The sequence below is a fragment of the Bacillus cereus group sp. BfR-BA-01347 genome, assembly GCF_022663835.1.
Taxonomy (GTDB): Bacteria; Bacillota; Bacilli; order Bacillales; family Bacillaceae_G; genus Bacillus_A; species Bacillus_A thuringiensis_K.
Genome location: NZ_JAKUGG010000012.1, coordinates 112,101 through 126,925 on the forward strand (window position 1 = coordinate 112,101; position 14,825 = coordinate 126,925).

The window sequence follows — 14,825 nt, forward strand, 5'->3', positions numbered from 1 at the left end:
TACTATTACACTTTCAGATGAATGGGAGTGGGAGATTTTATCGGAACAAGATAAAAATATGATAATTAGTTAATAACTTTAACAAAAGGAGAATAACATACTATGTTTAAAACAATCGATACAAATCAAAAAGATGTGAAATTAACGGTGTTTAGTTCGGACGAAAAAAGCTTTATGGTCACAGCAACATTAGTTGAGAAAGCAGGACATGCATTTTTAATAAACTCAAAATTTACGCAATCTGATTCGAAAGAAATTGTAGAGTATTTGAAAAAAAACAACTTATCTCTAGATAAAATCTTTATTATTCATGGGGATCCAGACTACTACTTTGGATTAGAGAGCATTAAAGCCGTTTACCCAGAAGCTATAGCGTATGCAACAGAGTCTACTGTTGAACATATCGTTCATTCTGTCTTAGGGAAATTAAAAGTTTGGAAAGACGCCCTTGGAGAAAATGCACCAAGTAACGTGGTATTACCTCAAGTATTTAAAGAAAAAGCGATTGATTTTCAGGGGTTAACATTTGAACTAGTAGGCTTAGATCATTACAGAACTAGCCTATTTAATAAAGAACTAAAAGTATTAATTGGTGGTATTGATGTATTTAACGAAATACATGTATTCTTAGCGGATACTAGCTCAAAAGCGGCTATGGAGGCATGGATTGAGAACTTGAAAGTATTACAAGCATTACATGCTGACATAATTGTGCCTAGCCATGGATCAATCGAAAAATCCCTAAATAATCAAGCACTTACTGCGACAATGGATTATCTAAGAACGGCGGTTCAAGCTTCTGAGGAAAGTGGAACTTCAAAAGATTTTGTGGCAAAACTTGAAGCAGCATATCCAGGCTATGCAAATAAAGGTGTATTAGAATTAAGTGCAAAAGTTGTTACAAAAGAAATGCCTTGGGGTTAATGATATGAATAAATATCAAAAACTATTACATGAAACGTATGTGTTAACTGGCGAAGGGAAATTGGATGCGTTCAAAACGTATTTAAGTGAAAATGTATCTTGGACAGAAGCTGCTGGGTTTCCATATGCAGGTACTTATATAGGTCCAGATGAAGTAGTGAAAAACGTACATGAACGTCTTGGCACGGAATGGAATGACTATAGCGCTAAAGATGAAATTTATACTTTTAATAACAATACTGTTATCGTTTATGGAAAATATAGTGGAACATATAAAGCTACAGGGAAGTCATTTGTAGCAGATTTTTGTCATCTTTATAAGTTTGATGAGAACGATAAGGTTAAGAAGTTTATTCAAATTGTGGACAGTGCAACTGTTAATGAGGTATTAAGTTAGAGTTAATCGTTTCTAATATGCCTTGTATAGGGGGAGGTTAGGATAAATGAAATTCCTAACATTATCCCTGACATTACATTTTGGGGAAGGTTTCTCCTTCTTCAAGCTTTTTATAGAAGAAAACTTATTTAAGTAGAAGAGGTAGGTATATATGAAATTAGAGAAAAATTTAATCATAACAATTATTTCTGTATTTATTTTAGGAGTAGTTTCGACTTTGGTATATCAAGCTTCCACCGGTAATAACAAAGGGAACTCAATAAAGAGTGAAAATGTCGCTTCTGTATCAAAAGAAGTAAAAGAAAATGAAAAGAATAAAAAGATGGTAGTTGATTTCTATAATGAAGTTTTTAACAAACATAATATCGATATTATCCCTAAATATGTTAGCGAAGATTATAAGCAACATAATCCTTTTGTTGCTGATGGACGAAAAGCCTTCATGGATTTCTTTAAGGAGGATTTTGTTAAAAATCCTAATTCCTCTGCAGAGATTAAACGTGTAGTAGCTGAAGGGGATACAGTTGCTCTTCATGTACACTCTCGTACTAATTCTCAAGATAAGGGAGTTGCTATAGTGGATATATTTCGTATCAAGGATGGAAAGATTGTCGAACACTGGGATGTAATTCAAGAGATTCCAAGTGAAGCAGTTAATGATAATACGATGTTTTAGAGAGAAGATATATTTAATAATTGTTTAAATGATAGTGCTGTATAGAGTTTAGAAATTTAGATAATTAGTCATCAAATTTGGAAATCATTTAAAAATAGCATATTAAATGATGGCACAAATTAATACGAAATAGCTCTTTAATAAAAAATCCTACTCATTAAAAAATGAGTAGGATTTTTTATTAAAGAATAGTGCTAATTTTGTGGTTCGGCACCATCTAAATTTGGAAACCATGAAAGTATAGGTACTCTATATCCACGTAAAGTAAAATTGTAATTTTTTCCTTCTTTTATGTTTGCTTGCAGATCCACTGAATTAAACTTCATCATAAGAAGGCTATCCTCATTAGAAATAACTTTTTGGGTTCCATTTTTTTGCTCAACCTAGTACAATCTCATCAATATAAAAAAGGACCACCATTACTGGCAGTCCTTTTTTGGTAGTTTTAGAAATTAAATTATAACATATTAATATACAAATTAAAAATATACCTTTACAAAAGATACTATAAGTTTTTTATAATTCTTGATTTCTCAATTTTCATTGCATAATGAATTTTTCTATGGGTATTAACAACTAACATTAAAATTATCAATTCACTAGATTATTAGAAAAAACTGGTTATCTATATAATTATTTGGTAAAATATAGATATAATTTAAGAGGGTAAAGTTAATATAGATCAACTAAGTAATGCTAAGAAAATGTTTTATTGCATAAAAAAAGGCTCCATTGCTGGAGCACTCAAAATAAACAAACGAATTAAAACAAGAAACAGACAATTTAACTATATAGATAAAACATAAATAAATCTATATATATGTAAAAATGCATATAAAAACTCTATTTATTGATGCTATAATAGGTTTACTCGATGATTGTTATATTTTTTTTATGGTTTTTAAGCAATAAATACCTTCTTAACACCAAGTGTACAAGAAAAGAAGACATCTTAAGTGATGTCTTCTTTTCTTATATAATAACAACACAATAAAATTAAGATGGTTCAAGTGGGAGGAAGGCACCTTTGGGTATCTTTTCTTTGTCAAATTTGCCTAATAGGTGCAGCACCACATTGCTATCAAGTTCAAATATAATTTTCATCCAAAACAAAAAAACGAGCTGAATTCACATAAATAACTATGGAAGAAAACAAAAACTTGGGATTAAAGAACTTGTGATGTATGACTATATTGGCTGTTTTTATTCAGAAGGATATATTAATCCTGAGTATACATTTGTATTTAATCATGAGGATATCGAAGAAATTATATTTGTAGGTTTTATAGATGAGGAAGAAGAGGCATTTGTAGGATTGCTTAATTGAATATGATCTAGAAACAGGTAATCTTCAAATTCCGATAAAACTAGCAATCTCCACGCCGAACTTGGACAAATCCTAAGAGGGGGAAAAACGGACGCGAAAATGATGAAGAGATTACTATTTTCAAATCAGTTAGTTTGGCTGTAGTAGATATTATCGTTGCGAATTATTTGTATGAGAAAGTAGTGGAGCGCGGGATGGGATTGAGCTTTGAGGGACTGCCTTTTGGTGGTCTTTTTTGCATAAAATCTTGTAAAGCTAGAAAAAGTAGGATATTTAATGATTAGAATTGAATATTCATATTCTAATATTCAATAGAAAGATAAAACGTTTAAAAGTTCAGAATAATAGATTATAATATGTTTGGTAAAATTAACCAATAAATATTTTGCTCATTATGTATTAAAGGGGAAATGAAAATGGCTGGACAAATTCGTATGTCACCAGAGGAGCTTAAATCGAAAGCGGCTCGATATGGACAAGGTGCAAATCAAATTGAGGACATTTTAAGTCAACTACAAAACTTGCAAAATGAATTAAGAGGAGAATGGGAAGGTCGTGCTTTTGAAGGTTTTGACCAACAGTTCAATCAATTAAAGCCAAAGGTACAAAACTTTGCACAGCTATTACAAGAAATTAATATGCAGCTTAATAAAACTGCAGAGGCTGTTGCTTCTCATGATGAAGAATTATCACGTAATTTCGGTTTGAATTAAAAACGCTTTATTCTATATAACAAGCATTTCAAATGAGCCATACAGCTTATATTGTATGGCTCATTTGATTGCATGCCTAGCGAGCGATTGATAGGGATATATATTTAATGAGATTTCTTTGATGCGTTTGGAAAACTTATAGAAAGGGTTTGAAAGAATGGGACAATTTCAAAGTAATTTACAAACAGCAACGCAAATTGCTACGAAAATGGGATCAGCCTCTGATAGGATTCAAAGTGCAACCAGTCGTTCTATAACAAAGGCGGCGCGTACAACGTTGTCTGTTAATTTCAAATCACAAGAAGCGAATCAGCAAGTTTTAGACTTGACGAAACAATTTTCCGCTGCCTTCCAGCAAGCGGTTGATAATATTCATTCGGTAGCTAAAGAATTTGAGAGAATGGATAACGAACTTCACAATACTTTTCGCTGATGTGACAACCTACGTAAAGTAAAATAGTAGGAGGAAAAAGATGGGTCGAGATATTGAAAATAAAATTAAAGAGTTAAATCTAAAGTTACGAAATGTATTTGAAGAACAGGACCGAAATCAATTCGCGATTCAAGCTCAGGAACAAGCGGAAGCAGATTTTTATGAATGTAGGAGTCGAAATCGTCGTTTGTTTGAACGAATTTTAGGAACTTGGCATGGTGATAGAGAAATGTCCCAGTTTTTTATGAATACGTATCAAGATGCACAACATATTGAACGAAAAGTAACATTTGAATTGGAAAACAAAAAAGAAACATTGTTTAAAGAGAAACGAGATCTTAGTAATTTAGAAAACGTCCTTTCATATCAGCAACAACAATTAGTAAAGGAGGCTAATTCATGAGTTTAAATATGTATTTGGGAGAAGTACAGAACCAAACTCAAAGTATGAATGCTGTATGTACGGCCACCATTCAAGGTATGGAACAAGCGATTCAGTCGATTGATGCTTTTGCAATTGATACTGTGTTACAAGGGCAAACGTATAGCAGTGCAAAATCATTTTTTGTACAAACTTTTCGTCCTCTAGCACAAGGAATTATTTACTTATGTGAAGAACTAATCCGTCAGAATAATGCCTTTCCAAGTCAATTTCAATCACAGGTAGCTTCCACTGATGTTATTGAACAAGAAGTGTTAGAACAAATTCGAGAAATTGACCGAATGAAAACAAGTATGGAAGCTGTCAATCAAGCTATGCCAATTCCGGGTATGGATGCTATGGTAAATCTTTTTATTGTTATGAGGAAAAAACTGCAAGAAAAGCTGGATCATTTGTATCAATTCAATCAGACCTCTAGTAATAATTATAGTACAGCAATTCAATTAGCAGCGAGTATTGCTACAGGTCTTGCGGAAGTCCAAAGTGGAAAAGGTTTTAATGCTTTAACAGGGATATTTAGTGTGAAAGAATTAAATATGGAATGGACGGTGGCTATTCAAAAAAAATCAGAAGATAAAGTTCATGCTGTTCAAATTGAAAAAGAAGCTGTTAAAAATGATTGGTTTTTGATGGATTCAAAAGAGGTAAAGGAAAAAGCTGAGGAAACAGCTAATGGAGTAGCAACAGTTACTGGAGTAGTTGTAAAAGGAATTGGTAGTATAATAAATGGTAAAAAGTATGAAAAATCATTTACTGAGGAAAAGGGATATGGTGGTATATTTATTAAAGGTCTTACACTTGAAGCAGAGCCATTTGTAAGTTCTCGTACTTATGATAGATTTGATGTAAAAGATAAAGAAAAGAGAGAACAAACCTATGGACCTATGGTTGGTTTTACAGTAGCCCAAGCTGGAATAGAACAAGAGAATATTAAAGGATTTGGAATAGGAGCTGAGGCTAAAGTAGCGATTGCTACTGCAGAGTTAGGTGCTCATGTGGAAAATGGAAACTTACATATAGGAGCTGAAGCTATTCTAGTAAAATATGAGAGTGCTATAAAAATTCCTATTCCATTTATGGATAAAAAGTTACAAATTGGGGGATCAGCATCGCTTGGAACACTCGGGGGATCTTTTGAAGCTGGAAAAAGCGGATTCAAATTCCATGCACCATTTGGTCCTGGTGTAGGTTTATGGGGATTTGGTTTAGAAGTTAGTGTTAAGGAATAAAGGAGATAATTAGTATGAATAAAAAAGTGAAAAATTTTAAATATCTTATGATTATATTAGCTTGTATTGCAATTTTTGGTACAATTTTACCTAATGCATTGGATCCAAATGAAACATTAGCAGGTAACATTTCGGTTGCAGTTTTTGGTACAATTGGTACTTGTTTGTTGTTTTCTATTACTTATTTCATTATAAAAAAGGCTATTTTAAGAAGGGAAAACTAAGATGGTACAAAATTTAGAGTTAGAATTACTTCCAATAGGTTCTGTTGTAATGTTTAAAGATTGGGAACATCCATTAATGGTTTATGGAAGAAAACAGATGGATTCTGAAACAAAAAGAACATGGGATTATGTATGTTGTTATTTTCCTCATGGTAATATTTCTTCGGAGTATAATTTCTTTTTGAATCATGAAGATATTTCTAGTGTTTTACATCTTGGTTTTATTAATGAAACAGAATTAGAGTTTCAAAAATTATTTAAAAAAGAAGTTGAAGAAACACGGTGATTTTTTTAAGCTGTTAGTGTTTTTGAAATAGTTAATGAATGAATGTTAAGACATATATATTTAAAGGAAGGGGACTCTCTATGAAATTACTTCGTTCATTTCTCATTTTGACTCTTGTTGTATTGTTAAGCGCATGTAATACAGCAACAAAAGTCACAAAGGTTCAAAAAAATGGCGAAACGACTTTAACAATTGGTTCTTTGCAGGGGTATTACGATTTACAAACGCTTAAAGCTGAAAAAGGAAATGTGGAAATTCCTTATGAGGCAGCAGTTGAAGAAGGTACGATTTTATTGCAAGTCACAAAAGACGATAAGGTTATTTATGAAGAAGAAGTCACTTCTCAAAAAGAAGGTTTGCTTTCTTTTGAAGCGCCAAAACCCGGATCATATGATTTAATTGTACGTGTGAAGGGTAAAGAAGAGAAAGCAAAAGGAATTCAAATACATACAAAGCTATAAAAAATGGCAATTGATTTTTACCTGTTTGCCAATTCTATTTCTAGTTGGTTTTGGTGATACATGCTTATTAATTTTAAGAAGTAAACGTAAAGTAGCTCCAAAATATACAATAAAAATTGATTTTAGAGCTACTTTCACTTTTGGTGATTCTTAATAAAACATTTAATAAATTTTATAACAATGTAATTCTAATCATTAAAAATCCTACTTTTTCTTACTTTAATAGTTTCTAAAATATAAATAAGAATACCTAAACCAAATATCTTTTCAGCATTAGAAATATTATTACCTAATTTAATAATAGGTACATTTAATCCGAATTTTTCACTCCATTCTAAAGGCATATATCCTTTTTTACAGTTTATTAATATACGATCATCTATTGTACGAAAAGATGTTTCAAAAAAATCAAATTCAACTTCTATCTCAGAAAGTTTTATCTCTTTTTCATTTATTAAAGAACCACGTACCATTCCAAATCCCTGTATAATATTTTCTTTAAACATACCTACACAATTATAATTTGAATCATAAATAGCCCAATCATAATTTTCAATTTCACTATGAAAGTATGCAAGAATTTCTCCATCACTTGCTTCTAATCCAAAAACTTCTTTATTTTTTAAAATAGGTAATGTTGAAGAAATCATCTTTGTTCCTGCTACATATCTCCCATCAGGAGTATATAAACCTAAATGTTTATTATTGCCGGGTAATTCTAACAAAACATAAGTATCAATATCCCAAAATGTTAAATCATTTTTAACTATATTTTTTTCTAGTAAATTTCCTTTTCTTAATTGCCAAAATCCAATACTAAAAAATACAAGAGAAGCTATAATAATTAAGATTACTGGTCCCCAATTAATATTACCCCAAGTATTATACATACCAATTAATCCATAAAGAAAAAGCCCAGTTCCAATTAAACACTTAAACTTCCCCTTTTTTTTATAATACTCAAATAATTCCACGCAAACACCTCTATCAGTTGATTTTACTACTCCAATTATTCTTTAAATATAACAAAGAAAAAATGTATAATCTAACGTTTTTTCGAAAATATAATTAAAAAAATAGTAATTCTAAATAAATTAAATTTGCAATGTATCAAGAATATTATCTTTTTCTTCTTTATTAATTCCAATATATTTGAGTGTAATTTGTGGTGTGCTGTGGTTTAAAATTTCTTGCAACATGGCTACATCTTTAGTAGGTGGAGCTAATTTCTTAACATTCGTCGCAGAAGTAGGAAGTGGTGGGAAGTGGTGGGTTAGCATCACCAATTGTTCTTCCATTAGATGCAGTTGCTACAGCGGCTGGTGTTAGTACTGTTGTACATGGTCGATTGGTTTGGGATAAATCGATTCAAAATGCTAAGGATACTCTTCAAAAATTCGAGTCTTCTCCATCTTCTGGTGAGCGTATTAATAAAGTTAAAGAGAATGGTAAACTTAATAAAGAGGAAAATGCTACTAAGGGATGGATAATACCAGTAATAAAACCAGCGGAGATAATCCAAAAGTAATTGAGGAATTAGAGGGACCTGTTATTGATGGAAAGCGAGTTGGAAGTGGAGAAAAGATTGATAAAGTAAAACTTATTTGGGGAAGAGATGAAAAAGGAAAGCCTATCATAGTAAAAGAGTTTCTTCATGTCCCTAAGGAACATGGCTTTTCTGATATTGTTGATAATTACTCAAGATTTGCTGATGAATTTCCATTAGTAGGAGGAGATCGTATTAGTAGAATATTCTTCCAAATAGAAGGAAGCAACGGTGGTAAAAAAGGTGTCTTTGAGTGGATTGTTGAACCAAATGGAAATGTAAGTCATAGAAGATTTATTGAAAATGGTACTGTTACAGGGAAACCAAATCAAGTTCCCAAAAAGTAAAAGGAGAATTATATGGATTTAATAGATTTTAAGAACAAAGGTCTTAAGTATGATTGGAAAACTATTTATACCGGTGTAAATAAAAAATATTTCGAACCGAATGTCATTTCTGATTATGCGGTGGAACTAATGGAAGCCGGTGATGATGAAGCTTTTGTTAATGAACTAGCTTGGGGAATAGATTCTAGTGATTTAGATAAAATTTTGTTTGAAATTAAAGATTTCCACTTTCCTAATCTAGAAGAAAACAGTAAAGAATTACAGAATGAGATAAGTAAACTCAGATTCGTTTACTTATCTAAGTTAAAAGAAAAGATTACTGATGAGGATGAACTATTAAATAGAATTGCAGAGTTTTATGATAGACATGATTATCCTGAAGATATGACAAGTTTTATTACTTATATGCCCCAAGATACCCCAACTACGAAGGAAGATTTGTTAAATAGGTTTTATAAATTTTTGGATTCAGAGAAAAAATTTATTGAATAGCTACTTTGCTAGATTCTGAAGGCAAGAAATGAATTTTTTGAAGAACAAGCCTTCTTTAAGATTGAATATTTCAATGAACCATGTTATCTAGCTTGGAGTAAGTGAAGAGAAAGTTACATATGGAGAATGATCAACAAAAGAGACCTAACATTTGCGGTCTCTTTTGTTGATTTAAATTAAAAAGTATCATTTAAGTGGATGCCCTTTTATACCTCTTACTTTACATACAAATAGGCTTCAACTGCTGATACATAGTATCTTTTATCCTTGCTATTATGTACTTTGTATTGTGGCGCTCCATTCACAGTTACCTTTACATCAATGGTAAATCCTAATCTTACCTCTAAAGCACCAACAACATCTTTACCCTGCCAAGAAAGAGATTCATCGAGTTCAGATAAACGAAGAACACAGAATACATAATTTTAACTAGACTTATTATTAGCTAGTGTATCCCCACCAACAAGCTCCGCCTCAATCTGCGAAGTTTTCGATGACTCATCCATACGCCAATACGTAATAAAGCTGATCGCGATACACCCAGCTACATAGAAGTAGAATAGTGATTCCATACCGATACTTTTTAGCCACAATGCGATGAACTCAGCTGTTCCGCCAAATATCGCAACGGTTAGTGCATATGGTAAACCTACGCCTAGTGCGCGAATTTCAGTTGGGAAGAGTTCTGCTTTTACAATTGCGTTAATCGATGTGTAACCAGTAACGATAATGAGACCGACCATCATGAGTAAGAATGCTACGATTGGTTCTGTCGTTTTTTCCATAAAGAAGAAGATTGGTGCTGTTAGTAATGTTCCGAGAATACCGAATGCCATTAATAGTGGGCGGCGTCCAATTTTATCGGATAGTAGCCCCGCAATTGGTTGAAGTACGACGAAAATAAGTAGTGCGACAAAGTTAATCCAGCTTACAACTTCTTTCGGAAGACCGACTGTGTTTACCATGAACTTTTGTAAATATGTTGTGTACGTATAGAATGCGACAGTGCCACCTAATGTTAGGCCGACTACTGTTAATACTGCTTTCGGATGTTTCATAAGAGCGCGAACGGTTCCCGCGCTTTCGCGTTTTTGTGATTTTATGTTTGAAAACTGCTCCGACTCATCCATCGTGCGGCGAAGCCATAATACAGCTACTGCGCCCATCGCTCCAATAATGAATGGAATACGCCATCCCCAAGCTTTCATATCTGGTTCGCTTAGTAATTGCTGAAGAACAATTTGAACGCCTAACGCAACCATCTGTCCAGCAACGAGCGTTACATATTGGAAACTTGAATAAAAACCACGGCGACCACTACTAGCCATTTCAGATAAATATGTGGCAGAAGTTCCGTACTCTCCGCCAAGTGATAATCCTTGTAGTAAACGGGCAAGAACTAAAATAATTGGTGCCATAATACCGATACTTTCGTAACTAGGTGTACAGGCGATAATTAAAGAACCACCGGCCATAACCGTAATCGAAAGTGTTAATGCTGCCCGGCGTCCGTGCCGATCTGCATAGCGTCCCATTAATAAACTTCCGATAGGGCGCATTAAAAATCCAACTGCGAAAATAGCCGCTGTGTTCAGTAACTGACTCGTTGGATCGCCTTTAGGAAAGAACTCTGCTGAAAAGTAAACAGCGAAAGCAGAGTAAACGTACCAGTCGTACCATTCAATTAAATTGCCGACAGAACCTTTGAAAATATTGCCGGCGACTCGATTAGATTTTACTTGAGCCATAATCGTTCCTCCTCTTGCTTATAAATAAAACGATAATTATGAAAGCGTGTTCATTATAGTTGGATTGTACTATCTATAGAATGAAATCTCAATATTATGACAATTTTATTCTTTTCGTACTTTATGTACATGGAGAGTTTTAATAGTTGCTTCCTTATTCGTTTTGTCATAATAATAGAAAAAGGAGATTGATAGTTTTGAATATTTTATCAAAGGATATGAAGTATGAAGAAATCACGAAAAGTGTCATTACAAACGAAAATAGTAAGCTTAATTATCGCGTTAATTTTATTTGTCGTTCTCCTATTAGCGGGAATGTTTGTTTACATTCAGTCCGTTGATACGAAGCGCCAAGTGGAGCAGCTAGCACTACAAACAGCCAAGTCGCTTTCTTTTATGCCAGCTATAAAAGATGCTTTTCAAAATAACGAGCATAAAAATACGATTCAATCCATTGCGGAACAAGTTCGTGAGCAAGCTGGTGTGGATTATGTAATTGTGGAAGATCGCTATGGGGTTATGTATTCCCATTCTAATTCTGAGTTGATTGGAACAAAGAGTAACAACCCGTATAACTATGAAGCACTCACTTTTGGTGGTTATTATACGCTCGAAGGAAATGGTACAAGCGGTCCAGCTTTAATGGCGAAAGCACCTATTATTGTTCATAACGGAGATTACGATCAAGTAGTAGGCGTTGTGACAGTAGAGTTTTTAATAAAAGGCATTGAATCTAACATATTGAGTAGAACGAAAGAAATTATCCTCTTCTCCTTAGCGGTATTAATAGCCGGCATTGTTGGTGGAATTCTTTTAGCGCGTAGCATTCGGAAAGATACACTGGGTTTAGAGCCGAATGAAATCGCAGCGTTATACCGTGAACGAAGTGCGATACTACTATCTATAAAAGAAGGAATTATCGCCATTGATCAAAATGGTTTTATTACGATGATGAATACGTCGGCAGAAGAGATGCTACATGTAAATGATGATTATATGCAGCAGCACATTTCAAAAGTTTTACCAGAATTTAATATGGAAAGAGTGCTAGAAAACGATCAAGAAATCGCGTTTCAAGATAAAGTGTTTATTTTAAACATGACGCCGATACTCGAAAATAATAGTACGGTAGGCGTTGTATGTAGCTTTAGAGATAAAACGGAGCTGCAAAATTTAGTGAATACAATATCTGAGGTAAGAAAGTATTCAGAGGACTTACGTGCTCAAACGCATGAATTTACAAATAAACTTTTCGTCTTATCAGGATTACTTCAGTTAGGGCACTACAGAGAAGCGATTGAATTTATCCAGCAAGAATCTAATATTCATCAAAGCCAAAATCATATTTTATTCCATCAAATTCATGATGCAAAAGTACAAGCTATTTTATTGGGGAAAATCGGAACAGCGTCTGAGAAGAAAATTGATTTTCATATTGAAGGAGATAGTGCGCTTCAACCGTTACCAGACCATATAAAAGTTTCGCACCTTATTACGATCCTTGGAAACATAATCGACAATGCATTTGATGCGGTGAATGAACGAGAGGAAAAGAATGTTTCCTTCTTTGTTACGGATATTGGGCACGACATTGTGTTTGAAGTAATAGATAGTGGAGCAGGGATACCAGTTGAAAAAATCACGACCATTTTTCAAAAAGGATTTTCAACGAAAGGAAATGATCGTGGTTACGGGCTAGCGAACGTAAAAGAAATGGTAGAACTACTCCAGGGAACAATTGAAATTCAAAACGAGAAAAACGGGGGAGCTATTTTTACAATTTACCTTCCGAAAACATTGAAAGAAAGTACATGACAAACAGGGGGATGGGCATATGTTGAAGGTTGCAATTGCAGAAGATGATTTCCGCGTCGCGCAAATTCAGGAAGAGTTTTTATCAAAAATAAAGGAAGTAAAAGTAATCGGGAAAGCATTGAACGCGAAAGAAACGATGGAACTACTACAAAAGGAAGAAATCGATTTACTTCTATTAGATAATTACTTACCAGATGGAATTGGAACTGACTTATTACCACAAATTCATGCTGACTTTCCAAACGTTGACGTCATTATGGTTACTGCGGCGAATGAAAACTATATGCTAGAAAAAGCAATTCGAAACGGAGTAAGCAACTACCTCATAAAACCAGTCACGTTAGAAAAATTTGTTCGCACAATTGAAGACTATAAAAGAAAGAAGCAACTATTACATAGTAACAATGAAGTAAATCAAGCACTCATCGATAACTTCTTCGGTATTTCGCAAACACAAGACATAAAAAACTTACCGACAGGTGTGGATCCGTTAACACTGCAAAAAGTGAAAGGGATTATAAAAGGATTCGAAGAGGGCATTACAATAGAAGAAATGGGCGAACAAATGGGGGCCTCCAGAACAACCGCAAGAAGATACTTAGAATACTTAGTAGCGACAAACGAATGCACAGTAGAGTACACATACGGCATTATCGGACGACCAGAACGAAAATATCGCATAGGACGAGGACTATGAAAAAACGATTATTACTATGTATATGGATCATGACAGGAGTAATAACTGGTTGTTCTTCCGAAAAACCCCATACGAATAAAGTAAACATAGACAAAGTAGAAATCGTTGCGCCAAACGTTCAAGGAGCAGGGTGGGACTTAACAGCACGGGCGATGCAAAAAACACTAACAGAAGAAAATATCTTCAAAAAACCAATCACTGTCACAAACAAAGTAGGTGGCAGCGGTGATGTCGGATGGAAATATACGAAACAAAAAGGCGGTCACGTACTGGCGATTAACTCAAGCTTACTCATAACGAACAACCTACTAGGTCACAGTAAACTAACATATAAAGACTTCACGCCGCTCGCAACACTTGCATCGGACTGGGAAGTCGTTGTCGTATCAAAAGAATCAAACATAGAAAACGCAAACGAACTAATGGAACAACTAAAACAAAATAAGAAAAACTTCAAAATCGGCGTTGCCCCAGGCCTAGGAAACGACGATCACCTATCATTCGTACAAGTAAGCAAAGCATTCGGCATAAACCCTGCCGAACTACAATTCTTCGTCTACGAAAACAAAGAAAAAATCATAAACGCCCTAACGAACAAACAAATCAGCGCCGCAACCATGACCCTATCCGAAGCCGAAAAACAATACAAAGCCGGCAAAATAAAAATACTAGCCGTATCCGCACCAAAACGGCTAGACCGACTACCAGAAATCCCAACATGGAAAGAACAAGGAATCGACGTCATCTTCCAGCACTGGAAAGGAATCATGGGACCGAAAGATATGACGGAGGAAGAGGTTGCTTATTGGGATGGTGTGATTAAGAGGATGGTGGAGAGTGATAGTTGGAAGGGGATTTTGAGGGAGCGGGGTTGGGAGGGTTTTTATAAGGATAGTGGGGAGACGAGGGGGTTTTTGGAGGAGAGTAGTGGTTGGTATGGAGGGATGGTTGGTGGAGATAGAGGAGATAAGTAATTTTAGTGCTTTGTACTTATAAAATATCGATATCATTCTTAGTATATGCATTTATATAAATATTTCCCTTTATAAAAATAATGCGTTATTATAA

General features: G+C 34.1%; 17 protein-coding genes and 3 pseudogenes. 17 read left to right on the top strand and 3 right to left on the bottom strand.

Annotated elements, in window-relative coordinates; genetic code table 11:
- Positions 1-102: 102 nt before the first annotated feature.
- The 12 genes and pseudogenes from MR143_RS18230 (at position 103) to MR143_RS18285 (ending at position 7,112) form a co-directional block, all read left to right on the top strand.
- Entirely contained in the window at positions 103-924 is an 822-nt protein-coding gene (locus tag MR143_RS18230; protein WP_000477273.1) for an MBL fold metallo-hydrolase, read from the top strand.
- A gap of 4 nt (positions 925-928) precedes the next feature.
- Complete coding sequence (locus MR143_RS18235; protein ID WP_001046374.1) at positions 929-1,321, top strand: nuclear transport factor 2 family protein; 393 nt, start codon at positions 929-931, stop codon at positions 1,319-1,321.
- Between the two features lie 151 nt (positions 1,322-1,472).
- Complete coding sequence (locus MR143_RS18240) at positions 1,473-1,997, top strand: nuclear transport factor 2 family protein (protein WP_086406691.1); 525 nt, start codon at positions 1,473-1,475, stop codon at positions 1,995-1,997.
- A gap of 1,141 nt (positions 1,998-3,138) precedes the next feature.
- A pseudogene (locus tag MR143_RS18245) lies at positions 3,139-3,324 on the top strand (DUF4176 domain-containing protein); the annotation flags it as partial.
- Positions 3,325-3,440: 116 nt separating this feature from the next.
- Positions 3,441-3,608: an ornithine cyclodeaminase gene (locus MR143_RS33240; RefSeq protein WP_242280889.1), complete on the top strand. Its 168-nt coding sequence runs from the start codon at positions 3,441-3,443 to the stop codon at positions 3,606-3,608.
- Between the two features lie 132 nt (positions 3,609-3,740).
- Positions 3,741-4,037 carry a WXG100 family type VII secretion target gene (locus tag MR143_RS18255; protein ID WP_000918592.1) on the top strand — a complete coding sequence of 99 codons (297 nt, stop codon included), beginning with the start codon at positions 3,741-3,743 and terminating at the stop codon, positions 4,035-4,037.
- A gap of 157 nt (positions 4,038-4,194) precedes the next feature.
- Positions 4,195-4,470, top strand: coding sequence for a TIGR04197 family type VII secretion effector (locus MR143_RS18260; protein WP_000529664.1), 276 nt, complete (start codon positions 4,195-4,197; stop codon positions 4,468-4,470).
- A gap of 40 nt (positions 4,471-4,510) precedes the next feature.
- A complete protein-coding gene (locus MR143_RS18265) occupies positions 4,511-4,873 on the top strand; it encodes a DUF3958 family protein (RefSeq protein ID WP_000532193.1) in 363 nt (120 codons plus the stop codon).
- Positions 4,870-6,141 (top strand): T7SS effector LXG polymorphic toxin, encoded by a 1,272-nt coding sequence (locus MR143_RS18270; RefSeq protein ID WP_000056070.1) that lies wholly within the window; start codon positions 4,870-4,872, stop codon positions 6,139-6,141. Before MR143_RS18265 ends, MR143_RS18270 begins: the two co-directional genes overlap by 4 nt.
- A gap of 14 nt (positions 6,142-6,155) precedes the next feature.
- Complete coding sequence (locus MR143_RS18275; RefSeq protein ID WP_202822443.1) at positions 6,156-6,365, top strand: hypothetical protein; 210 nt, start codon at positions 6,156-6,158, stop codon at positions 6,363-6,365.
- 1 nt (position 6,366) lies between these two features.
- On the top strand, positions 6,367-6,651 hold the full coding sequence (locus MR143_RS18280) for a DUF4176 domain-containing protein (RefSeq protein WP_000250500.1): 285 nt from the start codon (positions 6,367-6,369) through the stop codon (positions 6,649-6,651).
- Between the two features lie 80 nt (positions 6,652-6,731).
- The gene (locus MR143_RS18285; RefSeq protein WP_000771855.1) at positions 6,732-7,112 is read left to right on the top strand and encodes a BA_1872 family lipoprotein; all 381 of its coding nucleotides are present in this window, start codon (positions 6,732-6,734) and stop codon (positions 7,110-7,112) included.
- 188 nt (positions 7,113-7,300) lie between these two features.
- On the opposite strand, the gene MR143_RS18290 is transcribed toward MR143_RS18285, so the two are convergent.
- Both MR143_RS18290 and MR143_RS18295 read right to left on the bottom strand, forming a co-directional pair.
- The gene (locus MR143_RS18290) at positions 7,301-8,086 is read right to left on the bottom strand and encodes a hypothetical protein (protein WP_000418484.1); all 786 of its coding nucleotides are present in this window, start codon (positions 8,084-8,086) and stop codon (positions 7,301-7,303) included.
- Positions 8,087-8,206: 120 nt separating this feature from the next.
- Positions 8,207-8,326, bottom strand: a pseudogene (locus tag MR143_RS18295) (tyrosine-type recombinase/integrase); the annotation flags it as partial.
- Between MR143_RS18295 and MR143_RS18300 the strand changes: the two are divergent.
- Both MR143_RS18300 and MR143_RS18305 read left to right on the top strand, forming a co-directional pair.
- A pseudogene (locus MR143_RS18300) lies at positions 8,319-9,005 on the top strand (hypothetical protein); the annotation flags it as partial. The pseudogenes MR143_RS18295 and MR143_RS18300 sit on opposite strands and share 8 nt — an antisense overlap.
- A gap of 12 nt (positions 9,006-9,017) precedes the next feature.
- Complete coding sequence (locus MR143_RS18305; protein ID WP_000364135.1) at positions 9,018-9,497, top strand: DUF2247 family protein; 480 nt, start codon at positions 9,018-9,020, stop codon at positions 9,495-9,497.
- Between the two features lie 425 nt (positions 9,498-9,922).
- Here MR143_RS18305 and MR143_RS18310 read toward each other — a convergent pair whose 3' ends face one another.
- The gene (locus MR143_RS18310) at positions 9,923-11,245 is read right to left on the bottom strand and encodes an MFS transporter (protein ID WP_242280883.1); all 1,323 of its coding nucleotides are present in this window, start codon (positions 11,243-11,245) and stop codon (positions 9,923-9,925) included.
- Positions 11,246-11,470: 225 nt separating this feature from the next.
- On the opposite strand from MR143_RS18310, the gene MR143_RS18315 reads away from it, so the two are divergent.
- From MR143_RS18315 to MR143_RS18325, 3 genes are read left to right on the top strand one after another with little or no spacing between them, the layout of a single operon-like run.
- The gene (locus tag MR143_RS18315; protein ID WP_000749645.1) at positions 11,471-13,060 is read left to right on the top strand and encodes an ATP-binding protein; all 1,590 of its coding nucleotides are present in this window, start codon (positions 11,471-11,473) and stop codon (positions 13,058-13,060) included.
- 19 nt (positions 13,061-13,079) lie between these two features.
- Positions 13,080-13,757 carry a response regulator gene (locus tag MR143_RS18320; RefSeq protein WP_000921566.1) on the top strand — a complete coding sequence of 226 codons (678 nt, stop codon included), beginning with the start codon at positions 13,080-13,082 and terminating at the stop codon, positions 13,755-13,757.
- Positions 13,754-14,731 carry a tripartite tricarboxylate transporter substrate binding protein gene (locus tag MR143_RS18325; protein WP_000746662.1) on the top strand — a complete coding sequence of 326 codons (978 nt, stop codon included), beginning with the start codon at positions 13,754-13,756 and terminating at the stop codon, positions 14,729-14,731. Before MR143_RS18320 ends, MR143_RS18325 begins: the two co-directional genes overlap by 4 nt.
- The last annotated feature ends 94 nt before the right edge of the window (positions 14,732-14,825 follow it).